The organism is Scrofimicrobium canadense, from assembly GCF_009696615.1.
Lineage (GTDB): Bacteria > Actinomycetota > Actinomycetes > Actinomycetales > Actinomycetaceae > Scrofimicrobium > Scrofimicrobium canadense.
This window is the reverse complement of record NZ_VULO01000010.1, coordinates 116,956-141,838: the sequence shown is the minus strand read 5'-3', so window position 1 is coordinate 141,838 and position 24,883 is coordinate 116,956. Positions and strand designations below refer to the sequence as shown.

Sequence of the window (24,883 nt, the reverse complement as noted above, 5' to 3'; positions counted from 1 at the left end):
TACGAAGAAGTCTACCTGCATGCTTACGAGAACGGTTCCGGCGCCCGGGCCGGGCTCGGAGCGTACTTCGAGTACTACAACACACGCAGGCGTCACCAAGGTCTAGGCAGGCGTACACCAGACAAGGTATATTTCAAGGACCAGCCGCTCCCGCACGCGGCATAAAAACCAGGCAAGGACTCCACCTAAAAAACGCCGCGGACTGTCCAACCAACGGGGTCCACCTCAGTAAGTGGTGGCCCGCTCACTGTCAAGGTCTTGATTGATGGTCAGATCCAGCTTGCAAATATCTTTACCGCTGATCCATTGATCGCTGAGAATAATCTAGTGCCGCTGAAAGATACACAGGGTTTGTTCCTGTCTTCACATCTGGTGCCTTTGGCTAGTAGCCGTCTAGACGATAATGCAGTTGCTCTCATCAACGAAATCAGTGCAGCGATGACACCTGACGACTTAGTTACTCTGAATACTCGGAGCACCAAAGAACAGCTTCCTGCGGACACAATCGCGAAAGAATGGCTCAGGAATCAAAACTTTGAGGGCTAGGCCGGAATCCGAAGATTGTTTTGTTAACCGCGCTCGGCTAATGGCGGTGGTTGAAAGAAACAACATGATGCTTTGGCGATGCTGTCATGAGTTACTAATTCATTTCCTAGTGCACAAAAGCGCATGTGTCGAATGAGACAAATTGTAAGGCTGACATATGTGCAGTTAGACCGCGTATTGGGCGATGCCTAGTTTTAGTGTGTACGAAATGATTCCTCCCGAATGATTGCGTATCGATAACGGCGATTGAGAACCTTGCGGACAGGGCTATACTTTCTCACATGAGAAATATGCTCGTTGCTTTAGGCGGCCCTGCAGTTGCTGTGGCGTCTCTATCTGCATGCGCAGAAATGCTTAAGAGCGGTGACCCCTCAAGTAGCATTATGGTGACAGCTCACTTAGACGGTGAGTGACTTGGGGTAACACCAACAATCTAGTTGATCCCATATGACGTCCAGTGAAACGGATCTTTTTCGTAGATGCGCGAAACGCCTATTTACACTTTCAACACAGCAAACTCACTGTGCCGTTACTGCGGCCGAATCCGCATTTGCATAAGTGATGTTGCCATCCAAAGCGAGTCTTCATGAACATTTCCAGACGACACCCCCATATAAGCGATCGCCATATAGGCATGTCAATCGCTGCGCTCAGTATCGGAGCTCTAGGTGTAGTATTCGGTGACATTGGCACCAGCCCTCTCTACGCAATGAAAGCTGTCCTCATCGGTCATGGTGATATCAGCGCTAATCACACAGCGGTCTATGGGGCGCTATCAATGATCACATGGTGTTTGATCATTATTGTTGCGGTAGCTTACGTTGGTCTCATTACAAAAGCAGACAACGATGGAGAAGGCGGAATTCTCTCTCTAGCAACTTACTTACTGCGCAGAATGAAATTGCCCAAGAAAACTGCAGCATTCATACTTGTTCTCGCCATGGTAGGTGCCTCTTTATTTCTAGGGGATTCACTCATCACTCCCGCAATTTCGGTACTTAGCGCTGCTGAAGGTCTTAGCGTCATCAATGCAGATTTCGAAACATTCATAGTGCCGGTAGCCATTGCGGTACTTGTGGTTCTCTTTCTAGTTCAGCACCGGGGGACCGAAAAAATCGGCCGTATTTTTGGTCCCATCATGGCGATATGGTTCCTCTCCATGGCTGCGATAAGTCTTCCGTGGATCGTCCAGAATCCAGGAATTATTCGTGCAGTCAACCCTATCTATGCGATTACCTTCGCTGTGGACAGCCCATTCATTGCTTTCCTAGCATTGGGCTCAACTGTTCTTGCTGTTACTGGTGCCGAGGCGCTCTATGCCGACCTCGGACATTTCGGCCGAAAACCAATCATGCTGGCATGGATGCTTCTTATCTTTCCTTGTCTACTGCTCAACTATTTGGGTCAAGGAGCACTGATCTTGGCCAAACCAGGGGCCGTGACGAGTCCCTTTTTCAATTTGGCTCCTAGCTGGGCCCGGATTCCGCTCGTAATCCTGGCAACCGCAGCTACGGTCATTGCATCCCAGGCAGTCATATCTGGAGCTTTTTCAGTGGTTCGTCAAGCCGTACGGCTGAGTCTTCTACCCCGGATACGGGTTGTACAAACATCACCACACCACGGCGGACAGATCTATCTACCTGTCGTCAATACAATCCTTTTCGCGGGAGTCCTTCTCTTAGTGCTATTCATGGGATCCTCTGAAGCTCTGGCCGCTGCCTACGGAATTGCTATTACCGGAACGTTGTTGCTTGAATTTACACTTTTCCTCATATTTGCTCGGAGGGTCTGGGACTGGGGATGGATCAGAATCAGCATCATGGTCGCGATCGTCGGAGGACTAGAACTGCTTCTCTTCGCAGCTAACGTGCTAAAGATCTTCTCAGGGGGGTGGTTCCCTATTCTGATCTCGACAGTCATCGTTATTGCAATGTATACCTGGAATCGCGGTGCAAAAATTGTCTTCGGGAAACGCCGCGAAATGGAAGGCCCAATCGAAGACTTCATAACCCGGCTTACGGATTGTGATGTCAGACGAATACCTGGAATCGCGGTGTATCCACATGGGGATTGCGCAACCGCACCCCTCGCACTCAGGACATCAGTTGACTTTTCTCACTCTCTGCACGAACACATTGTCATCGTCACCGTTAAAAATGTGGGTACTCCCCATGTAGACGAGGATGACCGAGTTGCCGTAACGAATCTTGGCAACTCAAATCAGAGGATCGAGCATATTCTATACAAAGTAGGTTTTAAAGATTCCCAAAACGTTCCTAAAGCACTTGAACTAGCTATGAAACATAGCTCAACAGCTGGCATGGACCTACAACAAGCATGGTATGTCCTATCCGTTTTTCGCCTCGAGCCAGATGAAGAGAATACGACAAAGGAATGGCCGCACTGGCAAAGAGCCCTCTTCCGTGTAATGGAGAGAAGCTCTGCAAATCGGACTCAAGTATTTCATTTGCCACCCGCGCAAACCGTGGTCAGCGGGGCAGAAATCCTCATCTAAATTGATACGGCTCACAGGAAGAAGCCAAAGGGCCATTATTCATAGCCCGTCTGAAAGCCATCCGATAATTTCGGCCACCGGCTGACTTCTAGCATTACGCCACCCTGTTCCTGCCCACAAATGAACTCGGTCCAGGTCACTAGCTTCTGCTGCGGCTTTGCGTAGTTCCCAGGTGAGGTAGTGAACTGCAGGATATGCGTTTGGTGCCGATTCATCGTGTCTAATAGTGAAGCCATTCCGCAGTGCGCGTGCAGGACGTCCCGTGAAAGCCCTGGTGAGAACAGTCTCTGTGAACCGTGGATCGTGCAGAGCTTGCCTGTGCAAGGAAGAGGTCCCTGCTTCGTCCGCGTCCAAAAGCAATGTCCCCACACTAACCCATTGGGCTCCTGCGTCGAGATTCTCCCGAATACTCTCAGGCCCATCCACCCCGCCAGCCGCGATGATAGGAAGGTCGACCTTCTCTTTCACCTGACGAACAACCTGCGCAGTGGAAACATCACTAAAAGTGCGAGAAGGATCGAAAGTCGCGCTATGTCCGCCTGCCCGCGGACCTTGAACAATCAATCCATCAACTCCTGCTGCACGCGCAGCACGCGACTCATCAACGGTTGTCACAGTAGCGAGGACAGTTGACCCGACCTCGTGAAACGCAGAAATTATAGACTTTTCGGGAAGCCCAAAAGTAAAGGAGACCACCGGCACAGGATCTGTCAGTAAAAGCGAGATCTTCTCAGGCCAAAAGTCATCTCCCATATCGGTGTGTGGCTGAATATGCAGATCATAGTGGAGAGCCTCCTCTTCGAGCTCTCGAGCATAGCGGACCAAGCTTTGCGGGTCGACAGTGCTTTGAGAAGGCACAAAAAGATTCACACCAAAAGTGTCAACACTCGCGCGAAGCTCAGTGATCTCTTCAGCGAGTTTTTCTGCGGTCTTATATCCTCCCGCAAGGAAAGGGAAAGCCCCAGATTTCGCAGCCTCCCGGGCTAAGGCAACTGTGGTGGGACCACCAGCCATAGGAGCCGCAACAAGTGGAAGCCTTGTGTGGAGAATTGTTGAATTCATCAACGGTATCCCGCCTCTATATCGTCACGACTGATTGAGCCTCTGCGGTTTCCTATTATCGCAAGCATAGACTGAAAGTGTGACCACATAGTCAATCCTTCGCTGGCAAATATTCAGCTTTGTGAGGCCTGAGAAATGAGCAGCCGGAGTCTGCTGGCATAATCGTCCGATAGAACGACAATGCGCATATCTTCAACGCGTGTATCAGCGTGGGTGAGAACATCGACAGCTATTCTCATAGCGTCCTCAAGTGGCCACCGATAAATACCTGCGCTGATGAGAGGAAAAGCAATGCTCTTGACCCCCAAATCATCAGCAACCTTCAGGGAATTGCCATACGAAGACCGCAATAATTGCGGGTCAGTTTGGCCTGCCCCATAGTTTGGTCCAGGAGTATGAATGATGTAGCGAGCATCCAGACGGTAAGCCTGAGTCCATCCCGCTTCCCCCGTAGCAAGACCATGAGGAAAACGCTCAATACACTCACGAAGAAGCTCCGGACCCGCAGCCCGGTGGATAGCTCCATCAACACCTCCTCCACCACGCATCTGAGGACTAGCTGCGTTCACAACAGCATCGACCTTCTGCCGAGTAATATCGCCATTCACTACAGAAATAACCATCATGTCAACAGTGTGCACCACCGAGGCGGTGCCAGCGAATAAGATTATGATTGAGACCATGCCTCAACCCACCCTTATCCATGTCAGCGCGGTTGTCCTGCGCAACTCTCACGACGAACTTCTCACCGTTCGGAAAAACGGTACCGCACGATTTATGCTTCCCGGAGGAAAACCTGAACCAGGTGAAGATCCCAAAGAAACCGCGGTCCGCGAATGCCAAGAGGAACTAGGAGCACACCTAGTACCAGAAAATCTCCGACTATTGGGCACTTTTAGGGCGCCTGCAGCCAATGAACGAGGATCAGAAGTAGAAGCCACCGTGTTTACCTATCCGGAAGTATTCGACGTTGCACCCTCCGCTGAAATAGCCGAACTGCGTTGGACGCCACTCGACCAAAAACTTCCACCTGACTTGGCGCCACTACTGGAATATCGAGTAATACCCCTAGTAACCCAGAGTAGTCAGTGACCATCCTTCTGCGCATGCGCATCAGTCTTCGATTGCGAGGATTTCCGCACTAGTAGCCCTTTGACAAGATCGATAATGTTGGGACCAAAATTCTCCATTGTGATCTCAAGGTCTTGAGGCTTCACTTTGCCTTGATGAATCTGTTCACATAAACGCATCCATGCCTCGCCTGCAGTGGCAGTAAGAGCAGAAGCAACCACAGAATTGATGACACTTCCTATACCCGGAATCAGTTTGATGAAACTCCGCGCCAATGCCTGACCTGAAAACTGGGTGGCCATTTGCGCCAATGTGCTCGTTGACAGCATTGTCTTGAGCTCCAACTCGTAGATGACTGAAATGCGAGCAAGCATTGTCAGCTGGATCGGTGCCAGCGTCGTCGCATCAGCGATCGGAATCGGGACAGCGGCCGCCACGGCCGCGCTTGCGGAACTGGTTGCGATGACGGCTCTTCCCATCGCTCGCTTCCATGAGAGGTTGAGTCGCTGGGCAATACGAAAGGAATCTTTCTCGCTGTCGGGGGACTGCTCTAGGGTTTTTTCTACGAGTTCACCGAGTCCATGCCCCGTGCCCTTCCCTTTAGCATTGAGTGAAGAAGTGGCAACGATTTCGGTAACTGGAAGCCTGAGAGGGTGGCCGTCTGGGGCTACGGGCTTGTGTAGCCACTCCCAAAAATCGCTTACCTCGTCACCGACAGTCACTTTCCCAGTGAGCGGATTCTTGGACCAGGGGACTTTTGTCAGTACTAAAATGACTGGTAAACCTCTAGAACTGATCTCTTGCATCACATCAATTTCGCCAGGAAGTAGACGTTTAGAGTGCGCATCGATACAGAACCAGACAACGGAGATCTGTTGGTCTTGTGGGCTCTTTTCGATCTCATCAAGTGTTTGCCGTGCTCTCAATGCAGGGGAGGCTGAGTTTCCTATTTCAAAGCCCTCAGAGTCCCAGATTCCAAGTGTGTCATCGCAGTAATAACTGAGGCCATCCGTTACAGGAAGACCCACTCCGATCCGAGCGAAATCGCGTCCAAAAAGGAGTAAAGATCTATACCAAGAACCTAAGAAGTTCAGAATCTGGCTCTACTGTCTCAATATGGAGGGGAGAGGCATCCATGCGTTCGAGGAGGCTTGGAAGATCGTCAGGGCTCTGGATATCGACGCCTACAAGTGCTGGTCCGGTATCGCGGTTGTTCTTTTTTGTGTATTCGAAGTAGACGATGTCGTCCCCTTCGCCTAACACGCTGTCCAGAAAATGTCGGAGCGCTCCAGGTTGCTGGGGGAATGTCACAAGGAAATAATGACGAAGGCCTCGATAGTTCAAAGAACGTTCCATCACTTCGGCATAGCGAGAAAGATCATTATTGCCACCACTAATAATTGCAACTGTGGGGCCTTCAAGTCTTAGTTCTGCGATACGTCCTGTACTGGAGGCCACTATCGCAGCACTTGCCAGCGCTCCGGCTGGTTCGGTGATAATTCCTTCCAGGTGATACAGATCGAGCATCTCTGTTGCGACAGCACCTTCAGGCACAACAAGGAGGTCATCTACCAGCGTTTTCATGATTTCAAATGTGATGTCACCTGTACGCCCTACAGCTACTCCGTCGGCAAAAGCGTCAACGTAATCAAGAGAAACCGGGTTTCCTGCTGCTCTAGCTGCGGAAGCAGAAGCGGAGCCCTGTGCCTCTACGCCAATAATACGAATGTGCGGGTATTCTTCTTTCAGCCACGTGGCCATGCCTGCAATGAGGCCGCCGCCTCCAACAGGCACAATAACATTTGCCACACTTGGTAACTGTCTCGTAAGCTCTGCAGCAATAGTGCCTTGGCCTGCGATTACAAGTGGATCATCATAAGGATGAATATATGAACGCCACGTATTTGTCGCGTTTTTTAGTGCAACTTTTTGCGCAGTGTCAAAAGTGCCATCGACGTATTCGAGAGTAACCTGGGGGCCACCAATAGCTTTGATGCGTTCTCGTTTTTGGCGAGGAGTGGACATCGGCAAGTAGATAGTGCCTTGAATGCCAAGCGCGTGACATGCGTTGGCGACTCCCTGAGCGTGATTTCCGGCCGAGGCGCATACCACACCAAGCTGGCGTTCTGCTGGTGAGAGCCGCGAAATGTGGTTGTAGGCACCTCTCGATTTGAAAGATCGGCATATTTGTTGGTCTTCTCGTTTGAGATAGACAGGAACACCAGCTACAGCACTGAGTCTTTCTGACAGATCAAGGGGGGTTTCCTTGATTACGGGTGCAAGCGTTGAAGCGGCATCGACAATGTCGGCGGCAGTCACAGGTCGGTTAGTCACACGCAAAGTCTAATGCGCAGACTAATCTTGGACTTGTGAGTATCGAGAATGGAACACAACAACCGAAGCATCCCATGGTGTGGATCGACTGTGAGATGACAGGTCTTGACCCTAAGTTCGATGAACTTGTTGAGGTGGCGGTCGTCATTACTGATTCTGAACTCAATGTGGTTGACCCGGGAATGGACGTGGTCATCAAGCCCTCACAGGCAGCATTGGCGCATATGGATGACTTTGTGACGAATATGCATACCGAGTCTGGACTCATTGATGAGCTGGAAGCTGGACTCTCCCTTGGTGAAGCTGAGCAGCAGGTGCTGGACTATATCAAGCGTTTTGTACCCGAGCCACGAGTAGCGTCTTTAGCTGGGAACTCAGTTGGCCAGGACAAACTGTTTTTGTTGGAGTACATGCCAGAGGTTGCACAACATCTCCACTACCGGGTCATAGATGTTTCTACCATCAAAGAATTGGCTAAGCGCTGGTATCCCCGCGTATATGCCTGTGCGCCAGAAAAACATGGTGGACACAGAGCACTAGCAGATATCTTAGAGTCCATTCAAGAGCTGGTGTATTACCGTAAAGCTCTTTTTCCCGCTGAGCTGAATCCTCAATCAGGTTTCTACAAGACTGTTGCCCAAGAAGTAGAAGAATTGGGCATCGCGGTATCCACAGACGATATTTGAGGGGTTTTCCACCGTTACGGCACATGCCAGTCGACAGTCTTTTCTTTTCCTTTCATGCTGGGTAGGTGAGTACAACAGAAAGGAATACATATGGAACTGACAACGATGGCGTTGCAGGGGTGGGCCGGAAGCAACGCATCCCTGGTCAAGGGAGCAGAGTCCGGGGTTGCTTACTCAAGGTTTCGCTTAGTGGTGCCTCGGGGGCGTCGCAAAGACTCAGGCGAATGGGAAGAACTGGAGTCCCGTTGGTATACGGTCAAAGCTTGGGGACCTTTGGCAGAAAATCTGCGGCGCTCCATCTCTTCGGGCGATGCCGTGATCGTAGTGGGGCAACCACGTGCTCAGGCGTGGATCGATAAAGAAGGCCAGGTTCGCTCAGAGATCGCCGTCCATGCTACTGCGGTGGGACACGATCTAGTTCGCGGACAGTCAATCTTTTACAAGACTGTGCGAGACTCAGACATTCCAGACCGAGAAACAGGAGAACTTCCGTCTTCTGACCCACATATGGATGAGTTAGACAGAGTCGATCAAGAAACAGGAGAAATAATTGGGGAGGACTCTGAAGAAGAATTAGTGGGGACTCCTCAGCAGTAGCATGGACATATGACGAATATTTGGGACACACTCAACCAACCGGTGACAATATCAGGTCTGGAGCTGCAAAACCGCTTCGTCTTGGCACCCATGACACGAGAGCAATCTCCTGGTGGCATACCAACAAAAAAGGTTACTGAATACTATCAGCGTAGAGCGGGTTCCCTTGGGATGATCATCACTGAGGGAACTTATATCGATCATCCAACTGCTGGTGTATCAGATAGAGTGCCCCGCCTTGATTCCACCGGCGCTGAATCTGGCTGGCGTGACGTTATCGCTGCTGTCCACGCACAAGGAGCGGCTATTTTCCCCCAACTATGGCATGTGGGATGTGTTCGCCGCGCAGGAGCACTTCCATTTCCAGACGCACCGGTGTTTACTCCCTCGGGGCTATCGCTGGGTGGAAAAGTCATAGCAGAAGAGCCATCTTTGGAAGAAATTGATCGGGTCATCGACGCTTTTGCGCGAAGTGCAGTGACAGCAAAGTCATGGGGTTTCGATGGTGTAGAAATCCACGGCGCACATGGCTATCTTCTTGATCAATTTTTCTGGAAGGTTACCAACAGACGCAGCGACAAGTATTGCGGATCGTTAGAGGCCAGAACGCAAATGTCGATAGACGTGGTCCAAGAGATACGTCACCGTGTCGGACCTGATTTTCCCATTCAATTTCGATTCTCACAGTGGAAAGCCGGTCGATGGGACGAACACATAGCTGAGAATCCTGGGGAATTAGAGAGGATACTGCGCCCTCTCAGCGATGCTGGTGTGGATATTTTCCATCCCTCAACGCGGCGCTTTTGGCAGCCCGCTTTTGCTCAGTCTGATCTCACACTTGCGGGGTGGACAAAACGCATCACAGAGAAACCAACTATTCTGGTGGGACATGTGGGAGTGAATACCGCCTTCAGATCGGATACACCAAGTGACTCGGTACCGGCGGATGCTTTGGAACGGCTTTTCGAGCAGCAAGAATTTGATCTTTTAGCCATTGGGCGGGCGTTACTCGCGGATCCTCAATGGGTTGAAAAAATGATTGGTGGCCGTGAAGACGTGATTACGCCGTATACAAAAGACTCTGAGAACATCTATTACTGAAACTTCATGAGCGAGCATACCAATTGGGCGTGTGGCTCTATATCCGCAGCCAGAGAATATAGAGCCACACGCCCAGATTTGGTAAGACAGCGCTAAATAGTTACTTTTCCAGGACCACCAGCGCGCACGCGATATCGCCGTCGTGGCTGGCAGAAGCATGGAGAGATAGGTCATCTGGGGAACTTACTCCAAGAGAGTTCCGCACCCACTCCCATACTTTTCCACGCAAAGATATAGACGGGCGCCCCCACGCATCGTGGCGAACTTCAATATCAGGCCAAGAGACTTCATCACGGGCAAGGGGAGGAGCTACGCCGACCAGTGCCCCCGACCATGCTTTGATGAAAGCTTCTTTGAGCGCCCAGATAGCCGCCAGATGTCTTGGTGAGGCATCGGCCTCGCCCTCAAGATCGGCAGCGCGTTGGGCCGCACGCCTCCGCTCGCGGGCTGTGAAAACCTCCCGCAAGCGGGAGCCAGGAAGCTCCAATTGCTCAGTAAAAGATGGGACGTCTACTACATCAGTTCCCACGCCGAGAATTGCCATCATTTTCTCCTATCTGTGCTCTGCGTTTCAGCGCTCAAATACACCGGAAGTGGCCACTCGAGCATTCGGGTCCAGCAGCATGGCTGCCTCGGATTCGTGAACGTCAACTCCGTCTGCAAACCTGCGATTCTCTGGCGATTCAAAGAGTGTGGCTCGTCCTAGCATTCCTGCTTCCAGGCGGCGAGCTCCTTCGCGTAAACGATCTTCCGCGCGTTCACGCCACTGTTTGCGTCTCTCTTGACCGGCGCTGCGTTCGATAGCGGCCTCAAAGGCACCGGGGTGGACCAAGGCTACGAGCGATGAGACATGACCGAAACCGAGCGAGGTTGCTAGACCTGCTTTGATCGGTTGAATGTCACCTAAGGGGAGTGGCTGGCGTAGCCATACAAGCCACGGGTTATCGGCTAGCGCCTCGTCGACGCAGTCAAGCGCCGCATTGGCTGGCACGATACCGTCAGCAAATAACTGGGTGAGGCCTGCAATCTGGAATACGCAGGCACCGCCCTTTGCATGTCCGGTTAGGCTCTTCTGTGAAATCACGAAGAGCGGATTTCCTTCAGTGCGTCCGATAGCACGGGCAAGACGCGTATGCAGCTCAGACTCATTGGGGTCGTTCGCATTTGTTGACGTGTCGTGTTTGGATACCACGGCAATGTCGTCAGGAGTGACACCTAGTGTGGCAAGGTCATGAACAAGTCGTGACTTCTCACCTCCGCGAGCGGCAGCCAATGCGCCCATACCTGGTGCTGGAATCGAGGTGTGGATACCATCAGCGAAACTCTGTGCAAAAGCAATGACACCCAGGACTGGCAGGCCCATTTCTAGAGCCACATCTCCACGAGCCAGCAGCACAGTTCCGCCACCCTGAGCCTCAACGAAGCCGCCACGGCGACGATCATTTGCTCTGGAGAAGAAACGTTCTTCGATACCGCGGCCTAACATTGTCTCAGTGTCAGCAGTGGCATTCATGGAACCAAAGCCGACAATGGACTCTACCGCCATATCATCGATAGCTCCGGCAACCACGAAGGACGCTTTGCCACAGGCGATCTTGTCGATTCCTTCTTCGACTGAAACAGCCGCTGTGGCACATGCGCCAACGGGATGGATCATTGAGCCGTAGCCGCCAATGTAAGACTGCATGACATGTGCCGCAACCACGTTAGGTAGAGTTTCTTGCAGAATGTCCTGTGGATATTCCTCTCCTAAGAAGCGGTCAACGAAGAGCTTGCGCATCGAGGTCATTCCACCAAAGCCAGTGCCTTGGGTCATGGCTACCTCAGCTGGATGAACGGCACTGAGCAGCTCTGCAGGAGTAAAGCCAGCCGAAAGGAAGGCATCAACTGCAGTCACTAGATTCCAGGCAGCCATCCGATCCATGTTTTCCAGCATGGAAGCTGGGATACCCCAGCGTGCGGGGTCGAAGCCTTCGGGTAATTGGCCGCCAACACGCCGCGTCAGAAAAGCTCTGCGTGGCATACGTGCCTCGGCACCCGCCAAACGCGTTACCTGCCATTCACCGCCCTCGATTTCAGTGATGCGTGTCATCCTTGGATCTTGGATAACAAAGCTTTCCGCGGTCTTTTTGTCAGGCACTGTAAATGTGACATCAGAAGTGAGGAATACCGATGTTTCCTCAAGAGTTCCCATATCCTCGTCAGCGCCATCAATGGCAGCGTCACCGTCCATGAAGGGCCGCACACCTGAACGAGCTACTACCTCATCACGGAATCGGTCGAAGATTTGTTCTTCTGCGACGATCTGGTCTTCGCTGTCATACCAACCTGCAACAGGGGAGTCTTGCCAACGGACAAGGCCCATCATCCAGGCCATTTCAAGGACGGCAGCTGGGCTAAGATCAACGCCTCCTTCTGGATTGATGCCGAGTTCTGCCTCATGCCGGGTCCGTCCCGACCCCCATGTACCGACTTCGCCTATACCTACGACGACAACAAGATCTTCGGGTTTGGCTGAGCCTGATTCCCATAGGTTTGCCTGGTATTCAGGCAATGATGGGGCAGGTGGGGTCGGGAGGGCAGGAATCTGTGCGAGGGTATCTTCAGAGAGGTCATGACTCTCAGATATCGCTGCTTCAGCAGCCTCTTTGAGAGCGCGTAGGTCAACGCCCGCACCGAGGCCACCGGTGAGATCAGCGTCAAGTGGCGATTCTGCCGCTTGTTGGCGTGCCTGTGGTGTGCAGAGTGTCAACAGTTCGTCGGCAATGTCTTCTGTTGAGAAGGTCTGAATACCTGCCTCCTGCGCGGCGGCGACAAGAGGATCATTGCCACCCATCAGCCCAGTCCCACGAACCCATCCGATGCGAGGATGCGCAATAGAGATAGTTTGCGCCCACAGTGGCTCGACTTTCCACCGGTTAGTGATTGCATCGAAGGCGGCCTTTGTTTCACCATAGGCGCCGTCTCCTCCAAAGACTCCACGGTTGGGGGAGCCAGGCAGGATAACGTGTGTGCGATGTGCCCCGGGGGCATTTCTGCCTACTTCTGCCAACTTGGCGATTCCACGCTCCACTGACCATAGAAGTAAGCGGGCCTGTGCTTCGAAGGTCTCACCGGATTCTCCCAAAGATCCCGCGACGCGTGGCGCAGCAAAGGGGAAAAACAGAGTCGGAGTCAAAGCCGTCTTGACTACCTCGGTGTTGGCACCGACAACCTTGGTTTGCTCAGTCGAAATCCAGTCGATAAGCGCGTCAACGTCTCTGTAAGAGGATAGGTTTGCTGGCACTAACCACAGTGCAGCACCTGGCGCAGCGTGATCTCTATATAGTTGCTTCGCAAACGCCAAACGTGAGGCGTCGACTCTCGATGCGGTTGCGATGACAGTGGCTCCTCCAGCGAGAAGCCTAGCTGTGACAGCTCCGGCAATTGACTTGGGCGCTGCTCCCGTAACAAGAGCAATTTCGTCTCTATAGGGAAGTGCCGTGTCAGGGCTTGAAAGAGCTTCGGAAGCAATATCACCGTATATTTCTGCCAAATCAGCGCGTCCAGCATCTTGGGCTTTATTCTTCCACCACGACGCCATATCTGAGCATGCAGTGCCAGCAGCGACAAAAGAGGGACGGACGATCGGGGTCTCTGATAACCATAGGCGTGCCAAATCTTCTCGAACGGAAGCCCAACGGTCATCAATGAGGACCGCTTTTTCCTTATCGAAGGCTGGTTGGACCTGGTCCACCCAAGCTGAGCCAAGTTCTGCGCTCACGGCCTCTACGAGACGTGCTGCAAGCGTTGCTTCCTCGTCTTCCTCGGGGCGGCCTGCAGGCAACAGTCCTGGGCCATCGAGTCCAAGGGCTTCTAGCAGCGAGCGTGCGTGGTCAGCCAGTATTCCATCTGGTCCAACCACACTGGCAGCGAACTCATCTAATGCTGCTGAGTCGACGACAGCTCCAGATGATCCGCCACTTTGGGGCATAGATACCGATATTCCGTGTGCGGCTGCGACTGCTTGGACAGCCTGGTCGATGGCCGCGTCTACCTCAGCCGACGTTGTTGGTGAGGGCAATGTTGCGAGGCTTCCTCCGCGTACGGATTCTCCTTCTCGGGTTCCTAGTAGCATCTCCGCGGTGACTGCATGAGCCCAGCCGTCTCCAAGAGCCCACGTATTTTTCACTCGTTCTGCAATCCGAGCAGGTTTGGCCCCAGCTGCTCCGAAGACTTTGCGGAAACGATCTCGCATAGCCTCTGTAAGAACTGGTCCGAACGGACGATAGTTGTGAGCAAGTTTGTCCACTGATGCGGCAAGCTCACGTACGTTAGCGTCGGCCGCACCATCGATAGAGGCCAAGCCCAGCTCGGCAGAGAGATCCATCAAGAGCTGGTTGCGGCGGGCTGACACGCCATTCGTGAGTGTATCGGTAGTGTCACCTGGATCAATCTGATCCACTCGGAGTTTATTCGTGTACGCCATCAGTGTCTTGATGGCATCTGAGGCTTTGAAAGGAATGTCAGTAGGGCGTTCGCCGCCTCCGGCAGCCACGGGGACTGGCGGATTAGAAGCCGATTGAACTGTTGGTGCTGGTTCGGCTGCGGGTGCACTAGGTTCGGATACAGCTGCTTGAGTGGCGGTATCTTCCTCTTCTTCCTCATCAAAAAGAACCCGAACATCGGTGCAGGTGACGATCTTTTCATCGCGTTCGAGGTTGTATGCCGAACTAGTGGATCCCGCAAAAGTGGGCAGCTTGAGTGTTTTGTCGGCCAGTCCAGCCAATGTCGGCGAAGAAGCCAAGCCAATCTCAACACACCGTTGTACGCCTAGACCACCTTCACTTTCGGGAGAGAAGAGTAGCTCTTGGGTTTCTATCCAACGAACTGGGGATGCGAACTGCCAGCATAAGAGCTCGACGAGGAGCAATCGAGTAAGCTCGTCAGGGTTTCCTAAAGCACGTTCGAAGTTGTCAGCTTGCAATAGTTCGGCAATGGGCTCCGAAGGCACCTCATCAACAATTGCTTGTGCGAACTCACGTGTCAGCTCAAATGGGCGCGCAACTAAGTTCGGAATATACTTTCCCACTAGTCGATTTTTGTCGATGCTTGCCGGAATAAGAGACATGAGTTTATCCCGGAACTCTGCTACTCCTCCTCGCAAAACGCGAGAGTGAAATGGCACGTCTATGCCGGGAACGTACATAAACGCACGTTTACCACCGTGGGCCTTTGCGCGCGCGTTGGCGTCTTCTTCGAGGGCTTTGAGTCCCGTGATTGTTCCGGCAACTGCATATTGTTGATCGGCAAGATTGAAGTTGACGATCTGGAGGAACTCGCCGCAGTCTTCAGAGACAGAGTCGACGTAAGCGACCACGTCGGCATCAGTGATACCAAACTGATTGGGACGAAGCGCCCCCATTCGGTAGTTCGATCTTCCTTCAGCATCACGAGGTACCAGGTGGTGCATGGTAGAGCCGCGGTGGAAAACAATGGAAAGAACAGTTTCCAGAGGGAACACTTCACCGTAAGAAGATAGTGCGGTGTATTCACCAAGGGAATGCCCTGCAAAATATGCCCCGTCAACTAATGCGCCACTTTCGCGCAACTTGGCGGTTTGAGCAAAAGCCACGACGGCGAGGGCAACTTGCGTAAACTGTGTGAGGTTGAGGATCCCCTCAGGGTGGCGCCACGTCTGTCCTCCCGACGTAAATTCGGTGGGGTTATCTCGTACTACCGTGAGAATGGAGAAGCCAAGATCACGCTTGGTGGTTGCGTCGGCGCGCTCCCACACATCTCGAACCGCCGGTGACGTGGCAATCTCGTTGAGGCCCATCCCCTGCCGTTGAATGCCTTGGCCCGGATAGACATACGCTGTGCGGGGAGCTTTGGTCGTTGCGGTTGCTCGGGAGACTACCTGGCCGTCAATCTTGCAGGTGACCTCAAGGACTTGCCCTCCACCTTGCAAACGCCCAATCCGTTCAACAGACAAGTCAACAGTGTCTTCCAAGTTGACTAGGCCATACATGTTGTATGTCCAGCCAGTGATGCGCCATCCTTCCCCGTCGGGGCCGTCGGCTTGCACTAGGTTTTGAGCAACTGCTGAGAGCCACATTCCATGGACAAGAGGCGCTGATAGTCCAGCTACGACTGCCGCATTACTCGATGTGTGGATAGGATTGAAGTCGCCTGAAACATTGGCGAATGGTGTCATATTGTCGGGGGCTTTAACCTGGACCTTACGTAAGACCGATCGCGGTGTGTCAATAGCATCTTCGGCTCGTCCAGCGGCGTTTGCAACGGCTGGAGGTGGGGTATCGGAACCAATTCGCCCGCGAATTGCAAAGCGCTCAGAGAACTGACCAATCTCTTCGCCACCGTGCATGAGCTTTTCTTTGACAACGACAACGCGTCCAGATGAAGACTCAAGTACCTCCGCCGTATGCGCCAACACGGTTATCTGTACAGGACCATCAGCAACTAACAGTTCCGGATCAACGTCCAGACGTGCGGTGTGGTCCAAGTGCACAGCAGACAACAGGCCCTCAATGACTGGGTAATCGTCGATCAGGGCTGATCCAAGGGCTGCATAGATTGCGGGCCAGCATAACCCCAGAAGTGCATCAGGAACCCACGCATCTGGCTGATATTCCGAGGGGAGAGCTTCTGCGGTAACTGCCCGATGATGGGCGGCTAGTTCACGATCAACAGTGAACGTCCAGCTGGCTTCGCCAAAGACTGAAATGTTGCTGGGTTGCATGCGGGGCAATTCATTGATGCTGTCGCCTGTGATGGTCTCACCGCCCACCCCGGCTGTCGCTGCGAGAAGCGCGTACATATTGGGAGGGAGTGTCTCGCGGTCAACTACGGGTACCCCACCGGAGGCGGCTGTATCAGTGAGTCGAAGAGGAATCGTCAACGAACGAACCGCATGGTTCCTATCGCCACCAGGTACATCATCCCAATACGTGTCGAAATCGATACGCAGATCCCATACTCCAGGGTTGTCACTTTGCTCGGTGAAGGTCAACGACTCTTCAGGGAGCAGGTGAGCTGGATTATCAATAAGGTTTCCGCTCCACATGATGTGGGGTGCAGAACGAAGGAATTCTACAGGATTGTGTGCATCAGAAATGCGGGCTGCCGCTGGGACAGGATGAGCTCCATGTTCTCTAATTCTCTCGGTGGCAGCGGTTTCAAAACGGCCTAGAAGATCGCCTATGGGCTCATTTACTCGATCAATTCCGGCAACAGATACTGGGCCTGGAATGATGCGGACTTCATCTGCTCGATAGCGAGGATCTTGAGATTGCCACAGGTTGTCCTGGCCCCAGCGGCGTAAAATATCACCATCGAGGACTGGCACGAAAGGCATGGGTTTGGGATGCTTGCCGCACAACTCAACAAACCAGGCGGCATCGGTCGGAGCCACATCCGTAGTCAGAGCCGACGGATAGGCGCCTTCTAGCGCGGTGAGGGCTGCCTCTGGATCGCGAACAGAGTCAATGTCGGGGAACAAGGTGGTGATAGTCCCGTGTTCAGCTGAGTTGAGGCGTGCTTCGGCGCGATGAAGTAGGTCTAGGAATCGATCAATCCACGTGTCATCAACCCATGGGTATGACAGCTCTGCAAAACGGTGTGCCCACTGCGAATAGGTCATCTGGTCGACATCACCAAAGTATGGTTTCGACGTTGTGGCGAGTGCCGCTATTACTTCGTCCCTACGTGCAGCAATCGCCTCATCGTTGCCAGAAACCTCGGCAATAAGCCGCGCACATTTGGCTGCTGCGTTGTCAATTTCATGGATGTCGGCGCGCAAATGTGACAGTCCGGAGGTGACGCCACCGCGTGTTTGTTGTGAGCCTACCCACCCCGAATTATCATCGTGAGCACTAACGCCTGGAGTCTCCAGTAGTAGTTGCTTGACCTCGTCAGTGGTGCGTGCTTCCTTCGCCGTCATCGCTGCAGTACCGATGAGGACACCGTCAACTGGCATGGAAGGGAAGCCATGTTCTTTCGACCAGTCACCGGAGAGGTAATCGGCTGCGCGCTCGGGCGTACCGATTCCGCCACCAACACACAACACCACGTTGTCGTGGCTGCGAATCTCCGCGTATGTGGTCAAGAGTAAATGGCTGAGGTCTTCCCACGAGTGGTGACCACCAGCATGTCCATCTTCGACTTGGATAATGAGAGAAGTGGAAGGGTTGGCCTTGGCGATGTCGAGAACCTGGCGGATTTGAGCCACAGTGCCGGGTTTGAATGCTACATAAGGAATGCCAGAGTCGTTGAACTGTGCAAGGAGAGCCGATGCTTCCTCGACATCGGGAATACCAGCAGAAATTACGACGCCATCGAGTGGAGCTCCTGCCGCGCGAGCTTTCAGGACAACTGATTGACCGCCAAACTGCAGATTCCACAGATAGCGATCAAGGAACATCGCGTTGAACTGGGCTGCCACACCGGGCTTGAGTTGGGAGCGAAGTTGTGCCATATTCTCGGCAAATACTTCTTCGGTAACTTGCCCACCTCCGGCAAGTTCAGCCCAGTGTCCCGCATTTGCGGCAGCCGCGACGATTTCTGGATCCACGGTCGTGGGGGTCATCCCGGCTAAAAGAACAGGGGAACGACCCGTGAGACGAGAAAACTTCGTGTCGAGGACAACCTCCCCAGTGGGAAGCTCTAGCAGCCCGGGCGCAAAATCACCCCAGTTTTGTGCAGGAGTGGGTTCGAAGCCGCCTCGTAAAAATTCGTCGCGCTCGGCAGCCGATCCTGCGGCAATAACTCCATGTCCCCGCCCCATCAGATTGGCCGAAATGATGCGTCCCAAGGTGGCTCCAGGACCCAGGTCAAGGAACCATTGGGCTCCAGCTCCCAATGCTCGTGCTAGTTCGGATGGCCAGTTAACTGGCTGAACCAACACTGCACTGGCCAAGTGTCGTACTAGTTCAAGGTCCATACCGCAGGCTTCGGCCCATCGGAGTACCTGTTCGTACGCACTTTCTTCTAGTGGAGAGTGGAAAGGAGTGGATACGGGGAGGAAATCAAAAATGGGGGAGAACGGAACTCCTCCACGGATTTTGGAAGCTATGGCCTGAGCTTCATCCGCGGCGCGAGTACGCGCAGCAGCTTCCAACTTGAGTAGATCCTGAGGCCGGCCAGAGACAACGAAGCGGTCAGGGCCATTAATCAAAGAAATAGTTGCAGTTGTGCCTGGTAGAGAAGCGATAAGCTCTTCCACATCCGCCTGTCGCACGTCCCGGATTGCAAGCATCGGGGTTGCTTCCCCTTGGGGAAGTGTCTTATCAGCGCGGCCAGCGAGTGTTGCTGCGGCACCGATAAGACGTGCGGTAGCGAATACCTGGGCCATAAGCTGAGGGTCTGAGGCTTTCCATCCTTCGAAAAGTGCCGAAGCAAGTATGCCTTGAGAATGACCGATAACTGCGACGGGCGGATGTTCGCGAAGATCGACGCCGTGCTCTGAAAGGTCAAGAAGTGCACCATATTGTGCAGCCAAGATTCCTGGAACTGAATCTGTTGACAGGGCAGAGTGCGCGGTGTCGAGAGAGAATGAGCCTCCTCCCACAAGCGCGAGCTCACGGTGTGTGGCCGCCAAGACGGCGTCGGAATCGCTCACTAGCTTCTCAATGGATGTCTTGATGGTGAGATCATCGGTGAGTTCATCGAGTGAGTCGCGCCAGTTAGTTGCTTGTCCAGCGAAGGCCAACGCGTAGGCTGGCCCATCGACGGCACCAAGAGTGAGAGAAAAAGGACGGTTAGTAGCAGGCATTATGAGCTTTCCTGGATTGACAGTAATGAATGTGAAAGATGTGGTGCGATCACAGTGGACCATTGTCGTGGCGTTTGACCCCCACGTGGCTAGTGTCTTTTGTTGCCAATAGGGCTAAAGAACTGACGATGGAGCTGCGGGTTTGAGAGGGAGTGATAATGGCGTCGAATTCGCCTTCTTCGACCGAAAGATTGGGGTTAATGGTCTCTTCGGTGTACTTGGCGGCTAACTCCGCGCTTACCTCGTCAATGTCTCTGCCAGCTTCCACAGCAGCGGCCAACTCGCGCCGATACATGATAGAAACGGCTCCGTCGGCTCCCATGACAGCAATCTCAGAACCGGGCCATGCGAAGTTGAAATCTGCCCCGATAGATTTCGATCCCATGACGATATACGCACCGCCGTAGGCCTTGCGTAGAACCACAGTTACCATCGGACTCGTCGCGTTGGCATAAGCAAAGATGAGTTTGGCACCGCGACGAATGATTCCTGCTTGCTCCTGCTCAGTACCGGGCCGGTATCCGGGCACGTCAACTAAAGTGACGATGGGAATCCCGAAAGCGTCAAGGAAACGAACGAATCGCGCAGCTTTTTCTGAAGCATCGACATCAAGAGTGCCAGCATCAAAGAGGGGCTGATTCGCAACAATTCCTACCGGTTCACCGTTCATGCAAGCAAAGCCAACGACAACATTGCGGGCAAACATCTCTTGCACTTCAACAAATTCCCCATGATCGACAAGGTTTCTGATGACCTCGACCATGTCGTATGGCTGGCGGGAAGATGCGGGAACTAATGCGTCAAGCGATTGAGCATTGACAAGTTCCTGCGCTGTTTCTTCGTACGCATATGAAGGAGGCGCCTCGTCGCAGTTAGATGGCAGATACGACAAAAGTGCGCGTGTGTAATCGAGGGCATCCTGCTCTGAGTCAGCCAGATAGTGTGCCACACCTGATTGGAAATTGTGCAGTTCCCCGCCGCCAAGTTCTTCAAAAGAAACATTTTCGCCGGTGACAGCACGCACCACATCCGGACCTGTAACGAACATATGGGAGTTGTCGCGAGTCATGATAATGAAGTCGGTGAGTGCCGGGCAATACACAGCCCCACCAGCACAGGGGCCAAGAATAAGGGAGATTTGGGGGATCACACCCGAAGCTGCACATGTTTTGCGGAAAATACGCCCGTATTGACCAAGTGCCACAACTCCTTCTTGAATGCGGGCACCACCCGAGTCAAGAAGTGCAATAACAGGAATTTTCATTTCGAGAGCAATGTCCATCAGGTGCAGGATTTTGTCACCTTCAACTCGCCCTAGCGTTCCGCCGCGCACCGAAAAGTCCTGCGCATACACGGCAACACGCCTGCCAGCAATCGTACCGTGTCCGGTCACTACTGCAGCGCCAAGGAAACCCTTGGAAGGATTTCCCCCCGCGAATTGTCCAACTTCTACGAAACTCATCGGGTCAAGCAGCGCGTCGATTCTTTCACGAGCAGTGAGCTTGCCCTGTGGGTGTTGGCGTGCGGCAGCGCGCTGTTCTGCGGCTTCAGCTAAATCAGAGTGGTCCTTCACGTACGAATCCCTTGAGTTATGTGGTTCTGAACCGGCCGCTGAACGCGGTGGAAGAGTAAGTGTCATTGGTCATTCCTTTCTGCCAGGCGTAGCAGAGCTTGGTTGGGAGTCACATTTTCGCCAGCACTGACCAGGATTTCTTCGACGATTCCTGCGCGAGGCGCATACAGGTGTTTCTCCATTTTCATAGATTCAAGGACGACAACCAGTTGGTCTGCTTCAACCTCTTGCCCTGCCTCGACACATAAGCGGACGACGATGGCCTGTAGCGGTGACGTTACCGTGTCCTCGTCTCCAGCCTCTGATATGGCTTTTGAGGCAGCGCGACCACTTCGCAGTGGCTGAGGAGGCCGAGGTGTGGTGGATACGTTGGTGCCTGCGAATAGATTGGCTGGAACCGCCAGATCATGGCGTTGTCCATCAATTTCGATGATGAAATGAGTCAGCTCGTTGGAAGGTGGCGCGGTTCCAGAAGATGCTGGTTCGCCACTATAAGTCTCTAAGAATTGTGTGAGGAAATGTTCTTCTAGCCAGCGAGTCCATACCGACAGAGTGCGAAAGTCATCGGTTTCGAGGATTGCTTGATACGCCGGAAGGGGGGTGGCGATTCCTTGTATCGATATTTCGCTCAGAGCACGGGTTGCTCTCTTGAGAGCATGATCACGGTTTTCTCCAGTAACGATAAGTTTTGCCACCATGGAATCAAAATCTGGAGCGATCTCATCCCCGGCTTCGACTCCGGTGTCAATACGGATACCAGGCCCGGTTGGCCATGTGATGGAAGATAGAGCCCCTAGAGAGGGCGCAAAATCTTGGGCGGGGTCCTCAGAAGTGATACGAAACTCAATGCTATGTCCGCGAATGGCCGGTGGTGGGGTGAGTTTCCGGCCGGAGGCAATAAGGAGTTGCTGACCGACAAGGTCAACTCCACTGACTTCTTCGGTCACAGTGTGCTCAACCTGCAGGCGCGGATTGACTTCAAGGAAATATAGTGAGCCGTCAGTGTCAAGAAGAAACTCACAGGTTCCAAGTCCTACGTAGTCGACGCCTTCAAATAGCTGACGCGATGCGGACGAGAGAACTTCTTGGGTTTGCTTGTCTAAGAATGGGGCCGGAGCTTCTTCGATCAGTTTTTGATGACGGCGCTGAACTGTGCAGTCTCTGGTGGAATACACTGCGAAATTCCCATGAGAGTCGCGTCCACATTGGGTTTCAATGTGACGGGCTCGTTCAATGAATTTTTCGACGAAGAAAGCGCCAAGGGAATCCTCGCTTCTTCCAGAGAAGAAATCGTTAAGGTCGCTTTCTTCTCGAATAACGGTGATCCCGCGGCCACCGCCGCCGTCAGCGCGTTTGATAACAATGGGGAAGCCGAATTGTGAAATGAAGTTTTCAACTTCAGTGCGTGATGAAAGAGGATCTTCAGTTCCTGGAACTGGCTGTACACCAACGCTGAGCGCTGTGCGACGGGCTTGTACCTTGTCACCAAGCCGCGCGATTGCGGCTCCGCTGGGGCCAATCCACGTGAGTCCAGCATTGCTCACTTGCTCAGCAAATGCGGGGTCTTCGGCCAGAAATCCGTATCCGGGGTGTATTGCGTCAGCTCCCGACCTTTGAGCAATGCCAAGGATCTTATCTGCGTTGAGATAGGTCTGCGCAGCAGTACTTCCATCTAGAGAAAATGCTAGGTCTGCGGCATCGACGAAACTAGCATCGCGATCTTGGTCTGCATAGACTGCAACTGATCTGCTGCCGTAGTCGTGGATACCACGGATGATTCTCAAGGCGATTTCACCGCGATTAGCAACGAGGACGGTGCTCACATTCTTCACAAAGTCTCCTTTAACGTCACGTCCCCAGCCGTGACTGTGGTTATTCCCGCTGAAGTATCGATAACCAATGCACCTTCTTCAGTAATTCCTGTGGCTGTGCCATGGATAGTCTCGCCATCAGGTTTTATTGCCCGGACAGATTTGCCCACACTCTGGAGGTAGTCTGCATAGCGCACAAATAATTGGTCGAGGTGAGGTAGCGAGGCAGTGATCCGTTCCGCTAACACATCCGCATCGCGATCTAGTTTTTCTGCTCCCGGCGGACAGGCCGTGAGATTCACGCCGATGCCGAGCACAAGAATATGTGTATTTCCTTGTTGCTCTATGTGCTCAGCCAAAACTCCACAGAGCTTTTTGCCATGAAGAAATACGTCGTTTGGCCACTTCAGGCTTAATCCGTCAGACTCTAAGGCTTCAATCACCGCGATGCCTGCTGCCAGGGGAAGTCGAGAAGGGGTCTGCGAAGTACTCACAATTGCTGAGTACAGGAGGGCGGTATCGTATGGTGCGTTCCACGTACGTCCGAAACGACCATGACCGTGAGTCTGATATCGCGCTCTTACAGAATCGTAGAGTGAAGCTTCACCACGGCGCCATCGCGTGGCCATAAGGTCATTCGTTGAGGTTGTTTGATCAACGACCTCTGTTGGCGGCAGCCTCATACACATCCTTCAGTACTTCAACTTTTTGAATAGTTGTTTCAAGTTCTGAAGTATATTCCTTGTACGAGAGATGTCCAGCTTCTTCCACCATGTGGCGTGTCGACTTTAGATTAGCGAGGTACTCGCGATAGTTAGAGAGAAGTAAAGCGAACCGGTTGTTCTGTGTGGGCGCCCAAAAGGCGAGTCCGCATCACCTGGAATGCGTCAGGATTCTCATCGACAAGAAGAAATCGTCGCCCTAGTGACTTGGCGACAGCTCCAGTAGTTCCCGAACCAGCAAAAAAATCTAATACCCAATCGCCTTCTTTGCTGCTGGCCTGGACGATCCTGCGAAGAATTCCTTCGGGTTTTTGCGTGGCGTACCCAGTTTTCTCTTTACCTGTTGGAGAAACGATCGTGTGCCACCACACGTCCGTCGGGAGTTTCCCGCGGGCCGCCTTTTCCGGCGTAACTAATCCTGGAGCCATGTAGGGTTCTCTGTCGACTTCGGCATTGTTGAAGTAATAGGCTGTCGGATCTTTTACGTAGACCAAGATCGTGTCGTGTTTTGCGGGCCATTTTTTTGTTGCTCGTGCGCCATAGTCATAGGCCCAGATGATTTCATTGAGGAAACAGTCACCACCAAAAAGCGCGTCCAACAACACTTTGGCATAGTGGGCTTCTCGATAGTCCAAGTGGACGTAGAGAGTGCCTGTTCTTTTCAGTACTCGCCACGCTTGCTCTAGCCGAGGTTCCATGAACCCCCAGTAGTCGACAAAAGAATCGTTATAGGACAGGACAGTGCCTCGGACAGTCTCGTATGACTGCCCCTTAAAACCAATGCGGGAAGCCCCTTCTTTCCGCACTGTTTGCACAGATTCTCTCTTCTGGGTTTTACCAGTATTGAAAGGGGGATCGATATAGATGAGTTGAAATGCGTCATTGGGGAGATTCTTGAGAACATCGATGTTGTCACCCAACACCACTGTGCTCGGAACATGCGGCGTCCACAGATCCTGATTATGCATCCCTTAACGTTACCTTGCATCGGAGGTAGAAGACCCTTCTTCTGCGCCCATGCATACTCAAAGCAGGAGTTTACTGCGCATTTCCGATACTCTGGAGGAAAGCGTGATCATCGGAAGAAAGGTCG

Annotated in this window: 18 protein-coding genes; 8 read left to right on the top strand and 10 right to left on the bottom strand. The window is 52.9% G+C overall.

Features of this window, described 5'->3' with window-relative positions:
- From FYJ24_RS09220 to FYJ24_RS09210, 4 genes are all read left to right on the top strand, one after another.
- On the top strand, positions 1–165 hold a 165-nt coding region (locus tag FYJ24_RS09220; RefSeq protein WP_154545705.1), incomplete at its 5' end, for an integrase core domain-containing protein.
- 93 nt (positions 166–258) lie between these two features.
- Positions 259–546 carry a glycine betaine ABC transporter substrate-binding protein gene (locus FYJ24_RS09215; protein WP_154545703.1) on the top strand — a complete coding sequence of 96 codons (288 nt, stop codon included), beginning with the start codon at positions 259–261 and terminating at the stop codon, positions 544–546.
- 281 nt (positions 547–827) lie between these two features.
- Positions 828–959 carry a hypothetical protein gene (locus FYJ24_RS13190; protein WP_263970228.1) on the top strand — a complete coding sequence of 44 codons (132 nt, stop codon included), beginning with the start codon at positions 828–830 and terminating at the stop codon, positions 957–959.
- Between the two features lie 221 nt (positions 960–1,180).
- On the top strand, positions 1,181–3,061 hold the full coding sequence (locus FYJ24_RS09210; protein WP_154545701.1) for a potassium transporter Kup: 1,881 nt from the start codon (positions 1,181–1,183) through the stop codon (positions 3,059–3,061).
- A gap of 39 nt (positions 3,062–3,100) precedes the next feature.
- On the opposite strand, the gene FYJ24_RS09205 is transcribed toward FYJ24_RS09210, so the two are convergent.
- Both FYJ24_RS09205 and FYJ24_RS09200 read right to left on the bottom strand, forming a co-directional pair.
- Positions 3,101–4,123 (bottom strand): nitronate monooxygenase, encoded by a 1,023-nt coding sequence (locus FYJ24_RS09205; RefSeq protein WP_154545699.1) that lies wholly within the window; start codon positions 4,121–4,123, stop codon positions 3,101–3,103.
- 113 nt (positions 4,124–4,236) lie between these two features.
- Positions 4,237–4,749: an O-acetyl-ADP-ribose deacetylase gene (locus FYJ24_RS09200; RefSeq protein WP_154545697.1), complete on the bottom strand. Its 513-nt coding sequence runs from the start codon at positions 4,747–4,749 to the stop codon at positions 4,237–4,239.
- On the opposite strand from FYJ24_RS09200, the gene FYJ24_RS09195 reads away from it, so the two are divergent.
- On the top strand, positions 4,748–5,215 hold the full coding sequence (locus tag FYJ24_RS09195) for an NUDIX hydrolase (protein WP_225872097.1): 468 nt from the start codon (positions 4,748–4,750) through the stop codon (positions 5,213–5,215). The genes FYJ24_RS09200 and FYJ24_RS09195 overlap by 2 nt on opposite strands.
- Here FYJ24_RS09195 and FYJ24_RS09190 read toward each other — a convergent pair.
- Both FYJ24_RS09190 and ilvA read right to left on the bottom strand, forming a co-directional pair.
- The gene (locus tag FYJ24_RS09190; RefSeq protein ID WP_154545695.1) at positions 5,209–6,222 is read right to left on the bottom strand and encodes a DUF697 domain-containing protein; all 1,014 of its coding nucleotides are present in this window, start codon (positions 6,220–6,222) and stop codon (positions 5,209–5,211) included. The genes FYJ24_RS09195 and FYJ24_RS09190 overlap by 7 nt on opposite strands.
- Positions 6,223–6,262: 40 nt before the next feature.
- Complete coding sequence (ilvA, locus tag FYJ24_RS09185) at positions 6,263–7,534, bottom strand: threonine ammonia-lyase IlvA (RefSeq protein WP_154545693.1); 1,272 nt, start codon at positions 7,532–7,534, stop codon at positions 6,263–6,265.
- A gap of 68 nt (positions 7,535–7,602) precedes the next feature.
- On the opposite strand from ilvA, the gene orn reads away from it, so the two are divergent.
- From orn to FYJ24_RS09170, 3 genes are all read left to right on the top strand, one after another.
- Positions 7,603–8,214 carry an oligoribonuclease gene (gene orn / locus FYJ24_RS09180; RefSeq protein WP_154545739.1) on the top strand — a complete coding sequence of 204 codons (612 nt, stop codon included), beginning with the start codon at positions 7,603–7,605 and terminating at the stop codon, positions 8,212–8,214.
- A 90-nt stretch (positions 8,215–8,304) separates the two neighbouring features.
- Complete coding sequence (locus FYJ24_RS09175; RefSeq protein WP_154545691.1) at positions 8,305–8,811, top strand: single-stranded DNA-binding protein; 507 nt, start codon at positions 8,305–8,307, stop codon at positions 8,809–8,811.
- A 9-nt stretch (positions 8,812–8,820) separates the two neighbouring features.
- Positions 8,821–9,912 (top strand): NADH:flavin oxidoreductase, encoded by a 1,092-nt coding sequence (locus tag FYJ24_RS09170; protein WP_154545689.1) that lies wholly within the window; start codon positions 8,821–8,823, stop codon positions 9,910–9,912.
- Positions 9,913–10,012: 100 nt separating this feature from the next.
- On the opposite strand, the gene acpS is transcribed toward FYJ24_RS09170, so the two are convergent.
- The 6 genes from acpS to FYJ24_RS09140 all read right to left on the bottom strand — a co-directional run bounded on the left by acpS (position 10,013) and on the right by FYJ24_RS09140 (position 24,758).
- Positions 10,013–10,459, bottom strand: a complete 447-nt coding sequence (gene acpS, locus FYJ24_RS09165; RefSeq protein WP_225872096.1) for a holo-ACP synthase AcpS — start codon at positions 10,457–10,459, stop codon at positions 10,013–10,015.
- 24 nt (positions 10,460–10,483) lie between these two features.
- Positions 10,484–19,747, bottom strand: a complete 9,264-nt coding sequence (locus FYJ24_RS09160; RefSeq protein WP_225872095.1) for a type I polyketide synthase — start codon at positions 19,745–19,747, stop codon at positions 10,484–10,486.
- The gene (locus tag FYJ24_RS09155; protein WP_154545687.1) at positions 19,734–21,323 is read right to left on the bottom strand and encodes an acyl-CoA carboxylase subunit beta; all 1,590 of its coding nucleotides are present in this window, start codon (positions 21,321–21,323) and stop codon (positions 19,734–19,736) included. Before FYJ24_RS09155 ends, FYJ24_RS09160 begins: the two co-directional genes overlap by 14 nt.
- Positions 21,320–23,089 carry an acetyl/propionyl/methylcrotonyl-CoA carboxylase subunit alpha gene (locus FYJ24_RS09150; RefSeq protein ID WP_318656625.1) on the bottom strand — a complete coding sequence of 590 codons (1,770 nt, stop codon included), beginning with the start codon at positions 23,087–23,089 and terminating at the stop codon, positions 21,320–21,322. The genes FYJ24_RS09155 and FYJ24_RS09150 overlap by 4 nt, the downstream gene beginning before the upstream one ends.
- Positions 23,086–23,751 carry a biotin--[acetyl-CoA-carboxylase] ligase gene (locus tag FYJ24_RS09145; protein WP_206192620.1) on the bottom strand — a complete coding sequence of 222 codons (666 nt, stop codon included), beginning with the start codon at positions 23,749–23,751 and terminating at the stop codon, positions 23,086–23,088. Before FYJ24_RS09145 ends, FYJ24_RS09150 begins: the two co-directional genes overlap by 4 nt.
- 131 nt (positions 23,752–23,882) lie before the next feature.
- The gene (locus tag FYJ24_RS09140; protein WP_154545683.1) at positions 23,883–24,758 is read right to left on the bottom strand and encodes a DNA-methyltransferase; all 876 of its coding nucleotides are present in this window, start codon (positions 24,756–24,758) and stop codon (positions 23,883–23,885) included.
- Positions 24,759–24,883: the final 125 nt, after the last annotated feature.

Excerpts from the sequence above, each read along its gene's own strand:
- FYJ24_RS13190 (WP_263970228.1), top strand. The coding sequence starts at position 828 with ATGAGAAATATGCTCGTTGCTTTAGGCGGCCCTGCAGTTGCTGTGGCG.
- FYJ24_RS09170 (WP_154545689.1), top strand. The coding sequence starts at position 8,821 with ATGACGAATATTTGGGACACACTCAACCAACCGGTGACAATATCAGGT.
- orn (WP_154545739.1), top strand. The coding sequence starts at position 7,603 with ATGGTGTGGATCGACTGTGAGATGACAGGTCTTGACCCTAAGTTCGAT.
- acpS (WP_225872096.1), bottom strand. The coding sequence starts at position 10,459 with ATGATGGCAATTCTCGGCGTGGGAACTGATGTAGTAGACGTCCCATCT.
- FYJ24_RS09195 (WP_225872097.1), top strand. The coding sequence starts at position 4,748 with ATGTCAACAGTGTGCACCACCGAGGCGGTGCCAGCGAATAAGATTATG.
- FYJ24_RS09160 (WP_225872095.1), bottom strand. The coding sequence starts at position 19,747 with ATGGTCCACTGTGATCGCACCACATCTTTCACATTCATTACTGTCAAT.
- FYJ24_RS09145 (WP_206192620.1), bottom strand. The coding sequence starts at position 23,751 with ATGAGGCTGCCGCCAACAGAGGTCGTTGATCAAACAACCTCAACGAAT.
- FYJ24_RS09155 (WP_154545687.1), bottom strand. The coding sequence starts at position 21,323 with ATGACACTTACTCTTCCACCGCGTTCAGCGGCCGGTTCAGAACCACAT.
- FYJ24_RS09205 (WP_154545699.1), bottom strand. The coding sequence starts at position 4,123 with ATGAATTCAACAATTCTCCACACAAGGCTTCCACTTGTTGCGGCTCCT.
- FYJ24_RS09140 (WP_154545683.1), bottom strand. The coding sequence starts at position 24,758 with ATGCATAATCAGGATCTGTGGACGCCGCATGTTCCGAGCACAGTGGTG.
- FYJ24_RS09175 (WP_154545691.1), top strand. The coding sequence starts at position 8,305 with ATGGAACTGACAACGATGGCGTTGCAGGGGTGGGCCGGAAGCAACGCA.
- FYJ24_RS09210 (WP_154545701.1), top strand. The coding sequence starts at position 1,181 with ATGTCAATCGCTGCGCTCAGTATCGGAGCTCTAGGTGTAGTATTCGGT.
- FYJ24_RS09200 (WP_154545697.1), bottom strand. The coding sequence starts at position 4,749 with ATGATGGTTATTTCTGTAGTGAATGGCGATATTACTCGGCAGAAGGTC.